Source organism: Curtobacterium pusillum, from assembly GCF_013359865.1.
Lineage (GTDB): Bacteria > Actinomycetota > Actinomycetes > Actinomycetales > Microbacteriaceae > Curtobacterium > Curtobacterium pusillum.
Map to the genome: position 1 here is coordinate 157,010 of NZ_JABMCE010000080.1, position 16,440 is coordinate 173,449.

13 protein-coding genes are annotated in these 16,440 nt (G+C 71.3%); 6 read left to right on the forward strand and 7 right to left on the reverse strand.

Annotated features, from left to right (window positions below):
- Window positions 1–73 precede the first annotated feature (73 nt).
- The 6 genes from HP507_RS11770 (at window position 74) to HP507_RS11795 (ending at window position 7,740) form a co-directional block, all read left to right on the forward strand.
- Entirely contained in the window at window positions 74–2,338 is a 2,265-nt protein-coding gene (locus HP507_RS11770; protein ID WP_175351967.1) for a transglycosylase domain-containing protein, read from the forward strand.
- Window positions 2,339–2,432: 94 nt separating this feature from the next.
- Window positions 2,433–2,732 carry an Asp-tRNA(Asn)/Glu-tRNA(Gln) amidotransferase subunit GatC gene (gene gatC, locus HP507_RS11775; RefSeq protein WP_175351968.1) on the forward strand — a complete coding sequence of 100 codons (300 nt, stop codon included), beginning with the start codon at window positions 2,433–2,435 and terminating at the stop codon, window positions 2,730–2,732.
- Window positions 2,729–4,276 carry an Asp-tRNA(Asn)/Glu-tRNA(Gln) amidotransferase subunit GatA gene (gene gatA, locus HP507_RS11780; RefSeq protein ID WP_175351969.1) on the forward strand — a complete coding sequence of 516 codons (1,548 nt, stop codon included), beginning with the start codon at window positions 2,729–2,731 and terminating at the stop codon, window positions 4,274–4,276. Before gatC ends, gatA begins: the two co-directional genes overlap by 4 nt.
- A complete protein-coding gene (gatB, locus tag HP507_RS11785; protein ID WP_175351970.1) occupies window positions 4,276–5,781 on the forward strand; it encodes an Asp-tRNA(Asn)/Glu-tRNA(Gln) amidotransferase subunit GatB in 1,506 nt (501 codons plus the stop codon). The genes gatA and gatB overlap by 1 nt, the downstream gene beginning before the upstream one ends.
- Before the next feature lie 97 nt (window positions 5,782–5,878).
- Entirely contained in the window at window positions 5,879–7,021 is a 1,143-nt protein-coding gene (locus tag HP507_RS11790; protein WP_175351971.1) for a type III polyketide synthase, read from the forward strand.
- A complete protein-coding gene (locus tag HP507_RS11795) occupies window positions 7,018–7,740 on the forward strand; it encodes a methyltransferase domain-containing protein (RefSeq protein WP_271207164.1) in 723 nt (240 codons plus the stop codon). Before HP507_RS11790 ends, HP507_RS11795 begins: the two co-directional genes overlap by 4 nt.
- A gap of 195 nt (window positions 7,741–7,935) precedes the next feature.
- On the opposite strand, the gene HP507_RS11800 is transcribed toward HP507_RS11795, so the two are convergent.
- The 7 genes from HP507_RS11800 to HP507_RS11830 form a co-directional block, all read right to left on the reverse strand.
- A complete protein-coding gene (locus HP507_RS11800; RefSeq protein ID WP_175351972.1) occupies window positions 7,936–8,964 on the reverse strand; it encodes an N-acetylglucosamine kinase in 1,029 nt (342 codons plus the stop codon).
- A 71-nt stretch (window positions 8,965–9,035) separates the two neighbouring features.
- Window positions 9,036–10,343 carry a 6-phospho-beta-glucosidase gene (locus HP507_RS18430; RefSeq protein WP_175351973.1) on the reverse strand — a complete coding sequence of 436 codons (1,308 nt, stop codon included), beginning with the start codon at window positions 10,341–10,343 and terminating at the stop codon, window positions 9,036–9,038.
- A gap of 7 nt (window positions 10,344–10,350) precedes the next feature.
- A complete protein-coding gene (locus tag HP507_RS11810; RefSeq protein WP_175351974.1) occupies window positions 10,351–11,244 on the reverse strand; it encodes a carbohydrate ABC transporter permease in 894 nt (297 codons plus the stop codon).
- A 25-nt stretch (window positions 11,245–11,269) separates the two neighbouring features.
- Window positions 11,270–12,319: a carbohydrate ABC transporter permease gene (locus HP507_RS11815; RefSeq protein WP_217508751.1), complete on the reverse strand. Its 1,050-nt coding sequence runs from the start codon at window positions 12,317–12,319 to the stop codon at window positions 11,270–11,272.
- A gap of 2 nt (window positions 12,320–12,321) precedes the next feature.
- Window positions 12,322–13,680, reverse strand: coding sequence for an extracellular solute-binding protein (locus tag HP507_RS11820; RefSeq protein WP_271207162.1), 1,359 nt, complete (start codon window positions 13,678–13,680; stop codon window positions 12,322–12,324).
- Window positions 13,681–13,833: 153 nt separating this feature from the next.
- The gene (locus tag HP507_RS11825; RefSeq protein WP_175351975.1) at window positions 13,834–15,075 is read right to left on the reverse strand and encodes an ROK family transcriptional regulator; all 1,242 of its coding nucleotides are present in this window, start codon (window positions 15,073–15,075) and stop codon (window positions 13,834–13,836) included.
- Between the two features lie 254 nt (window positions 15,076–15,329).
- Window positions 15,330–16,379 carry a zinc-binding dehydrogenase gene (locus tag HP507_RS11830; RefSeq protein WP_175351976.1) on the reverse strand — a complete coding sequence of 350 codons (1,050 nt, stop codon included), beginning with the start codon at window positions 16,377–16,379 and terminating at the stop codon, window positions 15,330–15,332.
- Between the last annotated feature and the right edge of the window lie 61 nt (window positions 16,380–16,440).

Sequence of the window (16,440 nt, forward strand, 5' to 3'; positions counted from 1 at the left end):
ACCTGAACACCGGTGCAGCCACATCCGGTTCCACGGCAGAACCAGTACAGACCACCGCCATACCGTGCCCTGCATGCGTGTGGTGCGATGGCCTGGTGCTCTCCTGACGTTCGTCGCGATGTCGGCGCTGGCCGGCATGCTCGTCGCCGTCGCCGTCACGCCGGCCGTCGCCGTCGCCGGTGAGGGCACGTCCGGGGCGGTCGCGTTCTTCGAGGACCTGCCGAGCTACCTCGACATCCAGACCCCGCAGCAGGTGTCGTCCGTCTACGCGACGAAGGGCGGCCAGCAGGTCAAGATCGCGTCGTTCTACGCCGAGAACCGCACCAACGTGGCGTCCAGCGCGATGGCGAAGACCCTCAAGCAGGCGGCCATCGACACCGAGGACCCGCGCTTCTACGACGAGGGCGGCATCGACGTCGTCGGCACCCTCCGCGGGGCGGCCGCGACCGTCGCCGGCGGGGACGTGCAGGGTGGGTCGAGCATCACCCAGCAGTACGTGAAGAACGTCCTCGTGCAGGAGTGCGAGGAGCTCACCGGGAAGAACGCCGCGGACACCGAGAAGAAGATCTCCGCCTGCTACCAGGACGCCGCCGGGGTGACACCGCAGCGGAAGCTCCAGGAGATGCGGTACGCGATCGCCGTCAACAAGAAGTACTCGAAGGACCAGATCCTCACCGGGTACCTCAACCTCGTCGGACTGGGCGGCCGGGTGTACGGCGCCGAGGCCGGAGCCGAGTACTACTTCGGTGTGCACGCGAAGGACCTCTCGCTCGTGCAGTCGGCGACGCTCGTCGCGATCCTCAACAACCCGTCGAACCTCCGGATCGACCAGCCGGGGAACGCCGACAACGGATCGTCGAACGGGTACGCGGCCACGAAGGCACGCCGCGACTACGTACTGCAGCGGATGTACGTGCACCACGACATCACGAAGGTCCAGCTCGCCGAGGCGAAGGCGACCCCGATCACGCCGAAGATCACCGCGACCGCGAACGGCTGCTCCTCGGCCGCCACCGGGTACGACGCAGGGTACTTCTGCGACTACGTGCGCGACCAGGTGCTGCAGGACCCCGCGTTCGGCAAGACGGCCGCCGAGCGCATCTCGACGCTCGACACCAAGGGCCTCGAGATCCACACCTCGCTCGACCTCGACCTGCAGGCCCAGGCGCAGACGGCCCTGTCGACCTACGTGCCGTCGACCATGGCCGGCGTCGACGTCGGCGGCTCGAACGTCACCGTCGAACCCGGGACGGGCCGCATCCTGTCGATGGTGCAGAACACGTCCTACACGCAGGCCGACAACGCGGCGGCCGGGGCCACCGCCGTGAACTACAGCGCCGACAGCGGCTACGGCAACTCCGGCGGCTTCCAGACCGGCTCGACGTACAAGGTGTTCACCCTCGCCGAGTGGTTGGCGACCGGGCACACCCTGTCCCAGTCGATCTCGACGGCCGAGCACACGTTCCAGAACTCCGAGTTCACCAACTCGTGCCAGAACGTCAGCGGTGGGACCTGGCCCGTCGCGAACGCCGAGAGCGTCCCGTCGTCGATGACCGTGCAGGCCGCGACCTCGGAGTCGATCAACACCGCGTACGCGCAGATGGGCAAGCAGCTCGACCTGTGCAAGATCGCCCAGCTCGCGGAGTCGATGGGCATCCACCGCGCGGACGGCACCGACCTCAGGCAGACGCCCTCCTCGATCCTCGGGGTGAACGAACTCTCGCCGATCGACCTCGCCGAGGCCTACGCGGGCTTCGCGAACGGCGGCGTCGTGTGCACCCCGACCTCGATCGACTCCGTCACCGAGTCCGACGGCACGAAGATCACGCCGTCCCCGTCGTCCTGCACGCAGGGTGTCTCCGCCCAGGTGGCGGGCACCGTCGACTACGCACTGCAGGGCGTCCTGACCGGCGCCGGCACGGCCGCGAGCGCGAACCCGGGTGACAGCGTCCCGAAGTTCGCGAAGACCGGCACGACCGACGGCGACGTGCAGAACTGGCTCGTCGCGTCCACGACGAAGTACACGAACGCGACGTGGATCGGCAACGTGCAGGGACAGGTGAGCCTGGCGAACTGGCCGTTCCTGCAGGGCACGACCGGGTACAGCGCGAAGTTCGGTGTCGGGAAGTCGATGATGTCGTACCTCGACCAGACGGTGGGCGGGGGAGCGCTGCCGGCTCCGGACCAGGCGTTGATCGGGCAGACGAGCCACGCGTCGAGCACGACGAAGTCGTCGGCCGCGTCGGGCGCGTCGGGCACGACGGGTGCGACGCAGGGCGGCGGCCAGCAGCAGCAACAGCAGCAGAAGCAGAAGCAGCAGCAGAAGAACGGGAAGTGAGTGCCCGGAGGCGCGGTGCCGGTCTGCGAGACCGGCACCGCGCCTCCAGGCCAATAGACTGGTCGGCATTCCACGAACCGATCGACGGAGCACCATGCCTGACATCACGAGCGAGCAGGTCGCCCACCTGGCGAACCTCGCACGTATCGCACTCACGCCCGAAGAGATCGAGAAGCTCACGGGGGAGCTGTCGCACATCGTCGACAGCGTCGCCAAGGTCGCCGAGGTCGCCACCCCGGACGTCCCCGCGACGAGCCACCCCGTGCCGCTCGGCAACGTCACCCGGCCGGACGTGGTCGGCACGACGCTCACGCAGGAGCAGGCACTGTCGGGTGCCCCGGACTCCGACGGCGAGCGGTTCCGCGTGACGGCCATCCTGGGAGAAGAGCAGTGACCGACGACATCACCCGACTCAGCGCCGCGGCGCTCGCCGACGCCCTCGTGGCGCGGGACGTCTCGAGCGTCGAGGCCACGCAGGCCCACCTCGACCGCATCCAGGCGGTGGACGGCGACGTCCACGCCTTCCTGCACGTCAACCAGAACGCGCTCGCGACGGCGAAGTCGATCGACTCCCGTCGTGCCGCCGGCGACGACCTCGGCCCGCTCGCCGGCGTGCCGATCGCCGTGAAGGACGTCCTGTGCACGCAGGACATGCCGACCACCTCCGGCTCGAAGATCCTCGAGGGCTGGGTACCGCCCTACGACGCCACCCCGGTCGCGAAGCTCCGCGCCGCGGGTCTCGTGCCGCTCGGCAAGACGAACATGGACGAGTTCGCGATGGGCTCGACGACCGAGTTCTCGGCGTACGGCCCGACGCACAACCCGTGGGACCTCGACCGGATCCCCGGCGGTTCCGGGGGTGGGTCGGCCGCCGCGGTGGCCGCGCACGAGGCCCCGCTCGCCCTCGGTTCGGACACCGGCGGTTCGATCCGCCAGCCGGGTGCCGTGACCGGCACGGTCGGCGTGAAGCCGACCTACGGCGGGGTCAGCCGGTACGGTGCGATCGCGCTCGCCTCGAGCCTCGACCAGATCGGCCCGGTGTCGCGCACCGTCCTCGACGCCGCACTCCTGCACGACGTCATCGGCGGGCACGACCCGCGCGACTCCACGAGCATCCCGGACGCCTGGCCGTCGATGGCCGCCGCCGCGCGCGAAGGGCTGCAGGCGGACACGCTGCGCGGCCTGCGCGTCGGCGTGGTGAAGGAGCTCGCCGGCGGCGAGGGCTTCCAGGCCGGCGTCACCCAGCGCTTCCAGGAGACCGTCGCGCTGCTCGAGTCGGCCGGTGCGATCGTCGTCGAGATCGATGCGCCCTCGTTCGCGTACGCGATCAGCGCCTACTACCTGATCCTCCCGGCCGAGGCGTCGTCGAACCTCGCCAAGTTCGACTCGGTGCGCTTCGGCCTCCGCGTCACGCCGGAGAACGGTGCGACGGTCGAGGACGTCATGGCCGCGACGCGCGAGGCAGGCTTCGGCCCCGAGGTCAAGCGCCGCATCATCCTCGGCACGTACGCCCTGAGCGCCGGCTACTACGACGCCTACTACGGCTCCGCGCAGAAGGTCCGGACGCTCGTCCAGCGCGACTTCCAGGCCGCGTTCGAGCAGGTCGACCTGCTCGTCAGCCCCTCGGCCCCGACGACCGCGTTCCCAATCGGCGAGCGGATCGACGACCCGCTGGCGATGTACCTCAACGACCTCACGACGATCCCGGCGAACCTCGCCGGCGTCCCGGGCATGAGCATCCCGAACGGCCTGGCACCCGAGGACTCGCTCCCGACCGGTGTGCAGCTCATGGCTCCGCAGCGCGAGGACGCCCGGCTCTACCGGTACGGCGCCGCACTCGAGCGCCTGCTCGAGCAGCAGTGGGGTCACCCGCTCATCGACAGCATCCCGGACCTCGACCAGTCTCAGCAGTCCGCTGCGCAGGAAGGTGTGATCTGATGGCGCAGAAGGACGCGCTGATGGACTTCGACGAGGCGCTCCGGCGGTACGAGCCGGTCCTCGGGTTCGAGGTCCACGTCGAACTCGCGACGAAGACCAAGATGTTCTCGGACGCGCCGAACTTCTTCGGTGGCGAGCCGAACACGAACGTCACGCCGGTCGACCTCGGGCTGCCCGGGTCGCTGCCGGTCGTCAACGAGCAGGCCGTGCGCTACTCGATCCAGCTCGGGCTCGCGCTCGGCTGCTCGATCGCCGAGTCCTCGCGGTTCGCCCGGAAGAACTACTACTACCCGGACAACCCGAAGAACTACCAGATCTCCCAGTACGACGAGCCGATCGCGTACGAGGGCGAGGTCGAGGTCGAGCTCGCCGACGGCACGATCTTCCAGGTGCCGATCGAGCGCGCCCACATGGAAGAAGACGCCGGCAAGCTCACGCACGTCGGCGGTGCCACCGGACGCATCCAGGGCGCCGAGTACTCGCTCGTCGACTACAACCGCGCCGGTGTCCCGCTGGTCGAGATCGTCACCAAGCCGATCTTCGGCACCGAGGAGCGCGCCCCGGAGCTCGGCGCCGCGTACGTGCAGGTCATCCGCGACCTCGTCCGTGCGCTCGGCGTCTCCGAGGCCCGCATGGAGCGCGGCAACCTGCGCTGCGACGCCAACATCTCCCTGCGCCCGCGCGGTCAGGAGAAGCTCGGCACCCGAACCGAGACGAAGAACGTCAACTCGTTCCGCGCCGTCGAGCGCGCCATCCGCTACGAGATCCAGCGGCAGGCCGCGATCCTCGCCGACGGGGGCACGATCACGCAGGAGACCCGGCACTGGCACGAGGACACCGGGCGCACCTCGGCCGGCCGTCCGAAGTCGGACGCCGACGACTACCGCTACTTCCCGGAGCCCGACCTGCTCCCCGTGGTGCCGGACCCGGCCGTCATCGAGGAGCTCCGGGCGTCGCTGCCGGAGGCCCCCGTCGCGCGTCGCCGCCGGCTCAAGGGCGACTGGGGCTTCACCGACCTCGAGTTCCAGGACGTCGTGAACGGCGGACTGCTCGACGAACTCGAGGGGACCGTCGCCGCCGGCGCCGCGCCGCAGGCCGCCCGCAAGTGGTGGACCGGTGAGATCAGCCGCGTCGCGAACACCCAGGACGCCGCCGCGGGCGACCTCGTGTCGCCGCAGCACGTCGCCGAGCTCATCGCGCTCGTCGAGTCCGGCGACCTGACCGACCGTCTGGCGCGCCAGGTGCTCGAGGGTGTCATCGCGGGCGAGGGCTCGCCGGCCGCGGTCGTCGAGTCCCGCGGGCTCAAGGTCGTCTCGGACGACTCGGCCCTCACCGCCGCGGTCGACGAGGCGCTGGCCGCGCAGCCGGACGTGCTCGCGAAGATCAAGGACGGCAAGGTCCAGGCTGCCGGCGCGATCATCGGCGCCGTCATGAAGGCCATGAAGGGACAGGCGGACGCCGCCCGCGTGCGCGAGCTGGTGCTGGAGCGCGCGCAGCAGTCGTAGTCGCGACCGAGCGAACGACCGGAGGCACGTGGCGAGCCCGCCACGTGCCTCCCGTCGTTCCTGGGGACGCGTCAGCGACCCGGTGACAGGATGGGTCGTGACCGCAACGATCCGCGCCATCGGTACCGCCGTTCCCGAGACGACGCTCGACCAGGGCCGCGTCCGCGAACTCTTCTCCGCGCAGCCCGGCCTCGGACGGCTCGGCAGCCGGCTCGTCCCCGCGGCGTTCGACGCCTCCGCGGTGGATCACCGGCACACCGTCCTCGACGAGCTCGACACCTCGCGTGCGGGCGGCGCCTTCCGGGACGACGACGGCACCCTGCGCTCCCCGACCACCGGTGCCCGCAACGACCGGTACCGCGAGCTCGCGCCGCCCCTCTTCGTCGCCGCCGCCCGCGACGCCGTCGAACGAGCCGGTGTCGCACCGTCCGCGGTCACGCACCTCGTCACCGTGTCCTGCACGGGGTTCACGCAGCCCGGACCGGACATCGACATCGTCGAACGGCTCGGGCTGCCCGCAGGGGTCTTCCGCCACCACGTGGGCTTCATGGGGTGCTGTGCGGCGTTCCCGGCGCTCCGGATCGCCGCCGCGTTCGTCGACGCCGACCCGGACGCCGTGGCGCTCGTCGTCTGCGCCGAGCTCTGCACACTGCACGTCCGCGCCTCGGACGACCCCGACCAGATCGTCGCCAACAGCGTGTTCGGGGACGGGGCCGCCGCGGTGGTCGTCGCATCGGGCGGTGCCGGACTCCGCCTCGACGGATTCGCGACGGCGGTCGTTCCGGAAGGGGCGTCCGAGATGGCGTGGAACATCGGTGACGAGGGCTTCGAGATGGTGCTGTCCACGGCGGTCCCGAAGCTCGTCGGCGCGCACGTGCCCGATGCCGTCGCACCGCTGGTGCAGCCCGGCAGCGAGCCGGCGGACGTCCCGGTGTGGGCGGTCCACCCGGGCGGGCGGGCCATCCTCGACCGCACGCAGGAGGCGCTCGGCCTCCCCGACACCGCGATGGCGTCGAGCCGTCGCGTCCTCCGCGAGCACGGGAACATGTCGAGCGCGACGGTGCTCTTCGTGCTCCGGGACGCCGTCGACGCCGGGCTCGAGGACGGCAGCGCGGTCGTGGCCCTCGCCTTCGGCCCCGGGCTCACGGTGGAGAGCGCCCGACTGACGGCCGTGCGGACCGAGGCCTCCCCGCCCGTCGACCCCGAGCGGGTGCCGGTCGCGACCGCGGGAGCCACGTGAGCCGTCGTACCGGGCGCGAGCCGCGCCTCCCGGAGGTCGACCTGACCACACGCGCACTCGACCTGCGCGAACTCATGGACGACCCCGAATGCGATCCGCGTGCACTGGCGCGGACCTTCCGGCGGTTCGCCCTCGTGAACGCCCTGGTCAGCGGGTGGCGGGCCGCGTGGCGCACACACGTCGCGCCGGCGCTGCCCGCCAGCGGCCGGGGACGGGTGCTCGACCTCGGATGCGGCGGGGGCGACCTCGCGCGGGCACTCGTGCGGTGGGCGGCCGCCGACGGGTTCGACGTCGAGGTCGTCGGGGCCGATCCGGATGCCCGGGCGATCGACGCCGCGCGCCGGTCGACCCCGCGCGGCGTCACCTTCCGGCAGCAGTCGAGCACGGAGCTCCTCGCCGCGGGGGAGCGGTTCGACGTGGTCGTGTCCAACCACGTGCTGCACCACCTCGGCGACGAGGAGCGGCACGGCTTCCTCGCCGACTCGGAACTGCTGGCATCGAGCCGGGTCCTGCACTCGGACATCCGCCGGTCGCCGTCGGCCTACCGGGCGTACGCGGTCGGGTCGACGTTCGTCGCGGCGGGCACGTTCGTCCGCGTCGACGGGCTGCGGTCGATCCGGCGGTCGTTCACGCTGACGGAGCTGCGCGACGTGCTGCCGTCGGGGTGGCGGGCGGAGTCGGCGTCGCCGCACCGGGTGTTGGCGATCCGCGACGCCTGACCCGTGCCTCCCGTCGGGGTGGGGTGTGGCGCGGAAGCGACACGGTGCCGGGATCGTGTGCGGACGCGCCCGCGAAAGCGACAGGGTGCCGCCGGAGTCTGGCGGCAGACTGTCGCTTTCGCGAAGCGGACCCGGGCCGGCACGGCCACGACCCCGCCGCGCCGCGCCCCCGCCGCGCCGCCGGCGCGCTCCGCGTCAGCGGATCGCGGCCGTCGTGGACGCGAAGGAGCGGGAGCGCACCGCCTCGCGGTAGCGGTCGAGCGCGCCCTCGCCGGCCCCGACGGATTCCAGCGCCGCCAGCCCCGCCCCGAGCACCGGGGGATCGGTCACCCAGGTCGGCACGGCCCCGGGCACCCGGGAGGCCAGCCCCGACACGACCCCCTCCACGAGCAGGGTGTCCCGCGCCGCGAGCACCCCGCCGCCGAGCACGACCGGCACCGGCGCCCCCGCCGACGACCCGAGTCCGAGCCGCCCGAGTGCGACGGACGCGAGCAGCACGATCTCCTCGGCCTGCCGCGCCACGACCCCGGTGGCGACGGCATCACCGGCCTCGGCGACCTCGAACAGGACCGGGCAGAGCCGGTTGAACACGCGGTGGTCGAGGCGGCCGAAGTGGATGGCCTCGGTGACCTCGCGGACCGTCCCGAGTCCGAGGGCCGCCGGCACCGCGTCGACCAGCGCCGTCGCCGGTCCTCGTCCGTCGTCCGCCCGGGCCGCGTGCCACAACGCACGGTTGCCGAGGTACGCGCCACCGCCCCAGTCGCCCGACACGTCTCCGATCGCCGGGAACCGAGCGGTCTCCCCGTCGGCGCGCACGGCGAGCGCGTTGATCCCCGTTCCGCACACCACCGCGGCCGCGTCCGGCGAGAGCGTGCCCGCCCGCAGCAGTGCGAACAGGTCGTTGTCGAGGACGTCCGGCGCTCCGCCGTCCGTGTCCCAGTGCGCGAGGGCGGCGGTGGCGGCGACGAGCTCGTCGTGCAGGTCGAGCCCGGCGAGGTACACGTGCGTGGTCCGGATCCGTCGGTCGCCGAGGCCGCCGACGACCCGTGCGCGCACGTCGTCGAGGATCGGTCCGGCGACGTCCCACCCTCGCGTCTGCGGGTTCGAGCCCGGTCCGCGGGCGTGCCCGACGAGCGTCCCGTCGAGTCCGATCGCGACGACGTCGGTCTTGCTGCCGCCACCGTCGACGGCGAGCACCACGTCACCACGGTCGGACCCGGGCATTCCCGGAGCCTTCGGTGCCTTCGGGGCGGCCGGACTGGAGGCGCGGGTCGTCCCCGCCCCGCCGGCCCGGCTCAGCCCGCCCACGTCAACTGCTCCGATCGCGTCCACGGCAGGTGCTCCGCGTTCGCGGCCAGCAGCAGGTCGGTGAGCTTCTCGGCCTTGTCGACCTGCCCGACGAGCGGGTGCGCCCACATCGCGCGCAGCACGCGGTCGCGTCCGCCGTGGACCGCGGCGTCGAGTGCGAGCTGTTCGTACCCCGCGACGTGCGACACCAGACCCGCCATGTCCGCGTCGAGCGCGGCGACGGGCAGCGGCGTGATCGCCTGCCGGGTGACGCGCGCCGGGACCTCGATCACGTGGTCGTCGGGCAGGAACGGGAAGGTGCCGTCGTTCCGCACATTGAGGACCTGCACGTCGCCGCGGTCACCGAGGATCGAGGACAGCACGTCGATCGCGGCCTCGGAGTAGTACGCCCCGCCGCGCTGCTCGAGCTCGACGGGCTTCGTCACGACGGACTCGTCGGCGTACTTCGCGAGCAGCGCGGCCTCGGTCTCCATCACGGCCTCGGCGCGCGTGCGCTCGTGGAGCTGCTCCTCGAGGACGACGTCGTGCGAGTAGAAGTACCGCAGGTAGTACGAGGGGACCGCGTGCTGGAGCCGGAGGAGGTCGGCCGGCATGTGCACGCTCTCGGCCATCCGGCCGAGCGCACCGGTGTCAGCGGCGAGCAGCTCGTCGAGCACGTCGCGCTCGGCGCCGTCGTCGGAGCGCACGTGCACCCCGCGCTCCCACGTCAGGTGGTTCAGCCCGACGTGGTCGAGCCGCACCGCGGACGGCGGGACCTCGAACTCCGCGGCGAACCGACGTTGGAACCCGATCGCCACGTTGCAGAGTCCGACGGCGCGGTGGCCCGCCTCGAGCAGCGCGCGCGTGACGATGCCGACGGGGTTCGTGAAGTCGACGATCCAGGCGTCCGGCTTCGCGTACCGCTGCACGAGCGATGCGTACTCGAGGACGACGGGGACCGTGCGGAGCGCCTTCGCGAACCCGCCCGGCCCGGTCGTCTCCTGACCGATGCAGCACGCCTCGTGCGGCCACGTCTCGTCCTGCTGCCGCGCCGCCTGTCCACCGATGCGGAGCTGGAACATCACGGCGTCGGCGTCCGAGACGCCCGCCACGACGTCGTCCGTGACGTGGACGGTGCCCGGGTGGCCGGCGTGCGCGAACATCCGCTTGGCGACACCGCCGACGAGTTCACGTCGCTGCGGGTCTGGGTCGACGAGCCACAGCTCGTCGATCGGCAGCTGGTCGCGGAGCCGGGCGAAGCCGTCCACGAGTTCGGGGGTGTAGGTGGATCCGCCACCGATGACTGCGAGTTTCACTGTGGTGCTATCCCTTCACGCCGGTGAGCGCGATGCCCTCGACGAATGCCTTCTGTGCGAAGAAGAAGATGACGACGACGGGGACCATGACGACGACGGTCATCGCCATCGTCATCGACCAGTCGGTGCCGTGCTGACCGCGGAACGTGGCGAGTCCGTACGCCACCGGCCAGGCTGCCTGGTTCTCGGACGCGTACAGGAGCGGGCCGTAGTAGTCGTTCCACGAGTGGAAGAACATGAAGATCGCCGCCGACGCGATGCCCGGCCGGGCCATCGGCACGACGACCCGCCACAGCACGCCCCACTCGCTGCAGCCGTCCATCCGGGCGGCGTCGCCGTACTCCTTCGGGATCGTCATGAAGAACTGGCGGAGCAGGAAGATGCTGAACGCGTCGCCGAGCAGGTTCGGCAGGATGAGCGGCCAGAGCGTGCCGGTCAGGTGCAGCTCGGACCACATCACGTAGACCGGCACCGCGGTCACCTGCGGGGGCAGGAGCATCGCGACGATGATCACGGTGAAGATCAGGTTCGCGCCCTTGAACTTGATCTGGGCGAGCGCGTAGGCCGCCGGCACCGAGCTGACGAGCATGAACGCGGTGGCGAGCACGGCGTACAGCGACGAGTTGCCGAACCACTGTGCGAGCGGCAGTTCGGTGAACACCCGGGCGTAGTTCGAGAAGTCGAACGGCCGCGGGAGGATCGACGCCGTGAGGGCCTGGTTGCTCGACATCAGCGAGGTCAGGATCACGAACACGATCGGCGCGATGGTCAGGACACCGAGCGCCACGAGTGCGGCGTGCTCGGCGATCCAGACGAGCAGGCTGCGGTGCGGCCCGCGGGCGGAACCGGGCGCGGAGCCCCGCGGCGAACGCGCGAGCGGGGACTGTGAGACGGCGGTCATCAGGACTCCTCCGGCCGGGCAGTGTTCATTGGTCGGCCTCCGGCCGGAATACGGAGATGCGGCGCATCGTGAAGACGAGCACCACGGCGGTGATCACGAACAGCACGACGGCCATCGCGGACGCGTAGCCGAACTGGAAGTTCGCGAACCCGTGCTGGTAGAGCAACTCGGTGTAGGTGAGCAGCGAGGTGCCCGGGTACCCGAGCTGCGCGGCCGTGCCACCGCCGATCGTCGCCTTGCCGCTCGCGACGCCCGACGCGACAGCGGCCTCGGTGAAGTACTGCAGCGCCGCGATCACCCCCGTGACGGCTGCGAACCCGATCACCGGCGCGATGGTCGGCAGGGTGATGTGCCGCACCTGCTGGACGCCGTTCGCCCCGTCGAGGGACGCGGCCTCGTACAGGTCGCGCGGCACGTCCAGGAGTGACGCCAGGAAGATGATCATGATGTCGCCCATCACCCAGACGCCCATGATCACGAGCGAGGGCTTCGACCACGCGGGGTCGTTGAACCACAGCGGGCCGTCGATCCCGAAGAGCCGCAGGATCTGGTTGACGGGCCCGGTCCCGGGGTTGAACAGGAACACGAACGCGACGACGCTCGCGACCGGGGGCACCAGGGCCGGCAGGTAGAACAGGGTCCGCCAGAAGCCCGTCGCGGTCTTCGCCCGGCTGAGCAGCCCGGCGACGAGCAGACCGCAGACGATCCGGACCGGCACGAGGATGACCACGAACCAGAGGGTGTTCAGGACCGCGGGCCAGATCTGCGGGTCCTGGGTGAACAGGAACCTGTAGTTCAGCAGTCCGACGAACTCGGGTTCCTGCAGCTGGTTGTAGCGGGTGAACGAGTAGAAGATCGACGCGACGAGCGGGTACGCGAAGAAGATCACGAGGCCCGCCAGGGCCGGGGCCAGCATCGTCAGGGCGACGACGCGGCGGCGGGACTCGGCGGAGCGGCGCCGACGTGGTCGGCTTCCAGGGGCCGTCGAACGCGACCCGGGGCGGGCCGGCGGCCGGGAGGCGCGGGTGGGCCGCGCCTCCAGGCTGCCGGTTTCAGGGGTGGTGACGTCCGTCATGGTCACGGACCGGCCAGCTGGTTGGCGTTGTCGATGTCCTCGTCGAGCTTCTTCAGCTTCGCGTCGAGGTCACCGCCCTTCTCCTGGTACGCCTGCCAGAACTTCGTGAACGTGCCGATGTAGGCGGCGCCGTCCGCGGTCCCCGGCGAGGTCATCGTGTCCTTGTTCCCGGCGACGTCGACGAAGGTCTTGTAGTTCTCGTCGACCTCGAGCTTCGACGACTGGAGGGCCGAGGTGAGCGTCGGGATGTTCTTCAGCCCGTTGCCCATCGTGACCTGCGCGTCGGTGTTCGTGGAGAGGTACTTCAGCAGGGCCCAGGCGAGCTCGGGGTGCTTCGAGCCCTTCGCGATGCCCGCGACGTTGCCCGCGATGTACGTCGAGCCGTAGTTGCCGACGCCGTCCATGACCGGGGTCGGCGCGGTGCCGTAGTCGAGGTCCGGCTTCTGGTCCTCGATGAACGCGGTGCGGTACTCGCCGTCGATCTGCATCGCGACCTGACCGGTCTGGAACGCGTTGTCGGCGGCGAACTCCTGCCCGAGACCCGACGTGAAGGCCTTGAGCTTGTCGTAGCCGATCTTGTCGACGAACCCCTTCTGCCACTCGATGAGCTTCTTCCAGCTCGCCGAGGTGCCGATCTCGCTGTTGCCCTTGCTGTCCAGCCACGAGCCGTCGACCATCGGCGCCCAGTGCTCGGGGGAGTTCTCGTAGAAGTCGATGAGCGGGTTGAAGCCGAGCTGCTTGATCGACCCGTCGGCGTTGTACGTCGTGAGCTTCAGCGCATCGGCCTCGAGCTCGTCGAGTGTCTTCGGCGGCGTCGTGATGCCCGCCTTCTCCAGCAGCGGTTTGTTGTACATGAGCGCACTCACGTCGGCGAGGGCCGGCAGCGTGCACCGGGTGCCCTTGTACTGCGTGTACGAGCGGACGGCCTTCGGGATGTCCGTCAGGTCGACCTTGTCCCGCTTGATGTACGGCGACAGGTCGCGGAAGGCACCGGACGAGCAGAAGCTCCCGACGATCGCCGTCGAGTACGACAGGCCGACGTCGATGTTCTGACCCGACGAGATCGCCTTCTGGAGCTTCTCGTCGTCCTGCCCGGCGTGGATGTCGACCGTGACGCCGGGGTTCGCCTTCTCGAAGCCCTTCACGGCATCGGCGACGACACCGGCCTCACGACCGGTGAAGAAGTGCCAGAGCGACACGGTGCCCTTGAGCTCCTTCGGGGCGGACTTGTCGATGGCGTCGGCGCTGCTGCCGGAGCTGCAGCCGGCGACGACGAGGGCGCCGGTGGCGGCGATGGCCGTGGCGGTGGCGATGCGGCGGAACGCCCGTCGGCGCGGGCCGTTCGGTTCGGGGAGGGACACTGCGGTACTCGCTCTCTGGTCTCGCTCCGACACGCTGCGGTCGCGACGCCGCACGCCGGACGGATCCGGACGTGCGGCACCGTTTCCGGGCGCGCCGAAGAGCCCTGGGACAGGGCCGGGTGGTGGTGCCTCGAGTGGTGCGGGTGGGACTTCTCAGGGGCGCTCGACGGGGTCCGGTGCGGGCGCATCGTCGCTGATGCGTTCGAGCCGGTCCGCGAGCGCGGTGCGCACGACGTCGATGAGGACGTGCCGCGCACCGTGCAGGACGGGGGTGTCGGGGACGCCGGGTGCCACGACGGCGGTGGACCAGCGGGTGCGGGTCCGGAGCCAGGCGGTCACGGCGGCGGCCAGGGCGGGTCCGCCCGCGATCCCGGTCGGGCCGTGCAGCACGACCGTCTCGGGATCGGCGACGGCGAGGGCGGGGAGCACGTTGTGCCCGACGCGCTCGCCGAGGGCGGTGGTGAACGGGTGCTGCTCGGGGAGCCCGGGCAGCTGCGGGAGCACCTGGCGCCAGTCGGCTGGGCTGCCGTCCGGTGCCGTGATCCCGTGCTCGGCGGCGAGGGAGATGATCGCGGACTCGGAGATGAGGTCCGCGACGATCGTCGCCGTCGGGTCGATGGAGCGTGCGTCGGCGGGCACGCTGAGGTAGCCGATCTCACCCGCGGCCCCGGACGCGCCGGTGTGCAGGTGGCCGTGCAGGTCGAGGGCCATGCCGAGGCCCTCCGCCATCCAGAACAGGGCGAACGAGCCGGGGGTCCGTCCGGCGCCCATGTTCCGTTCCGCGATCGCGGCGAGGTTGGCGTCGTTCTCGATGACGACCCGGACGCCGAGCGCCTCGGACAGGGTCGTCGAGACCTGGTCGCGCGGCCAGCCAGGCAGGCCGTCGGTGAAGATGAGGGTGTCCGTGGCGTGGTCGACGCTCGCCTGCACACCGACCGCGACGGCGGTGACGAGGTCGGCGTCGACGCCGGCCGCGGTGGCCGCGCGGGAGATGGCGGCGGCGACGATGTCGGCACCGGGGGCGCGCATCTCGTCCTCGGACATCGTGTGCGTGGCGACGGGGAAGGTGCGGCCGGCGGCGTCCACCACCGTGCTCCGGACGTCGACGAGCTGGACGTCCACGGCGACGGCGAGGTCGCGGTCGGTGATCGCCTCGTACACCACGGCGCTCGGTCCGCGGCGTCCGGCCTGGGTCGCGGTGCCGGCCTCCCGGATGAGGTCGGCTGCCTCGAGCCTGCGGATGATCTCGGCCGCGGTGGGCTTGCTGAGGCCGGTGCGCTGGGCGATCTCGTTGCGCGTGAGCGGCCCCTCGTCGAGCAGGAGCTCGAGGGCTGCCCGGTCGTTCAGCACACGGAGGAGTCCGGGCTGCCCGGGGGCGCGTCCTCGTGTGGTCATGTCGAGGACTGTAACGGACAACCTTCTTTACTGAAAGGTTTGTTTACCGATTCGAAACACGCGTTCTGTTCCGCGAAACGTGCGACGGGACGGACAGGAGGCGCGGTGCAGGCCCGCACCGCGCCTCCCGAAAGCGACAGTGTGGCGGGCGGCGGCCCCGACGGTTCTGCGAAAGCGACAGGGTGCCGCCGGAACACGGCGGCACCCTGTCGCTTTCGCGAGCCGGCCCCGGTGCCCCGCCCAGCTCGCGCGGCCTACGGGCGCAGCAGCACCTTGATGGCGCGGCGCTCGTCCATCGCCCGGTACGCCTCGGCGGTCTCGTCGAGCGGCAGCTCGAGGTCGAACACCCGGCCGGGCTCGATCGCCCCCGAGAGCACGTCGGGCAGCAGCTCGGGGATGTACTTCCGCGCCGGGGCCATGCCGCCCGCGACGGTGATGTTCGTGTCGAAGAGGTAGCGCGTCCCGATCGTGGGCACACCGTGCGGGACCCCGACGAAGCCGAGGGCGCCGCCCGGGCGCACCGAGTGCAGCGCCTGGTCCATGCTCTCCTCCGTGCCGACCGCTTCGACCGCACAGTCGGCCAGGTCGCCGCCGAGCAGTTCGCGGATCGCCGCGACGCCCTCGGTGCCGCGCTCGGCCACGATGTCCGTCGCACCGAACTCGCGAGCGAGCGCCTGCCGGTCGGCGTGCCGGCTCATCGCGATGATCCGCTCCGCCCCGAGCCGCTTCGACGCGAGCACGGCGGAGAGCCCGACCGCGCCGTCGCCGACCACGACGACCGTCTTGCCCGGCCCCACAGCGGCGGACACGGCGGCGTGGTGCCCGGTGGAGAACACGTCCGACAGGGTCAGCAGTGAGGGCACGAGCGCCGGGTCGACCGGGCCGGGCACCGCGACGAGCGTGGCCTCGGCGTCCGGGATGCGCACGTACTCGGCCTGGGCGCCGCCGACCGGGTCGCCGTAGGCGTCCGTCCCGCCGAACCCGGAGAGGTGCTCGCATCCGGTGGTCATGCCGTGGCGGCATGCCTGGCACGTGCCCTCGTTCATGGTGAACGGGGAGATGACGAAGTCGCCCTCGTGCAGGGTCGTCACGGCGTCACCGACCGCGACGACCTCGCCGACGAGCTCGTGGCCGATCGGGCGCGGCGCCTTCGTCTTCGTGACGCCGCGGTAGGGCCACAGGTCGGAGCCGCACACGCACGCGGCGACGACCTTGACGACGACGTCCCTCGGGGTGATGAGGACGGGCTGGTCGCGGTCCTCGACGCGGATGTCGTTCGGGGCGTGGATGATCGCTGCGCGCAAGAGGGAGCCTTCCGTCGAGATGGTGGGGATCGGCCGGTCGACGTCGTCCGGAGCCCACTCG

Bases quoted from the DNA above. Each gene is read 5' to 3' on its own strand.
- HP507_RS11770 (WP_175351967.1), top strand. From the start codon at position 74: ATGCGTGTGGTGCGATGGCCTGGTGCTCTCCTGACGTTCGTCGCGATG.
- gatC (WP_175351968.1), top strand. From the start codon at position 2,433: ATGCCTGACATCACGAGCGAGCAGGTCGCCCACCTGGCGAACCTCGCA.
- gatB (WP_175351970.1), top strand. From the start codon at position 4,276: ATGGCGCAGAAGGACGCGCTGATGGACTTCGACGAGGCGCTCCGGCGG.
- HP507_RS11800 (WP_175351972.1), bottom strand. From the start codon at position 8,964: ATGCCCGGGTCCGACCGTGGTGACGTGGTGCTCGCCGTCGACGGTGGC.
- HP507_RS11810 (WP_175351974.1), bottom strand. From the start codon at position 11,244: ATGACCGCCGTCTCACAGTCCCCGCTCGCGCGTTCGCCGCGGGGCTCC.
- HP507_RS11815 (WP_217508751.1), bottom strand. From the start codon at position 12,319: ATGACGGACGTCACCACCCCTGAAACCGGCAGCCTGGAGGCGCGGCCC.
- HP507_RS11825 (WP_175351975.1), bottom strand. From the start codon at position 15,075: ATGACCACACGAGGACGCGCCCCCGGGCAGCCCGGACTCCTCCGTGTG.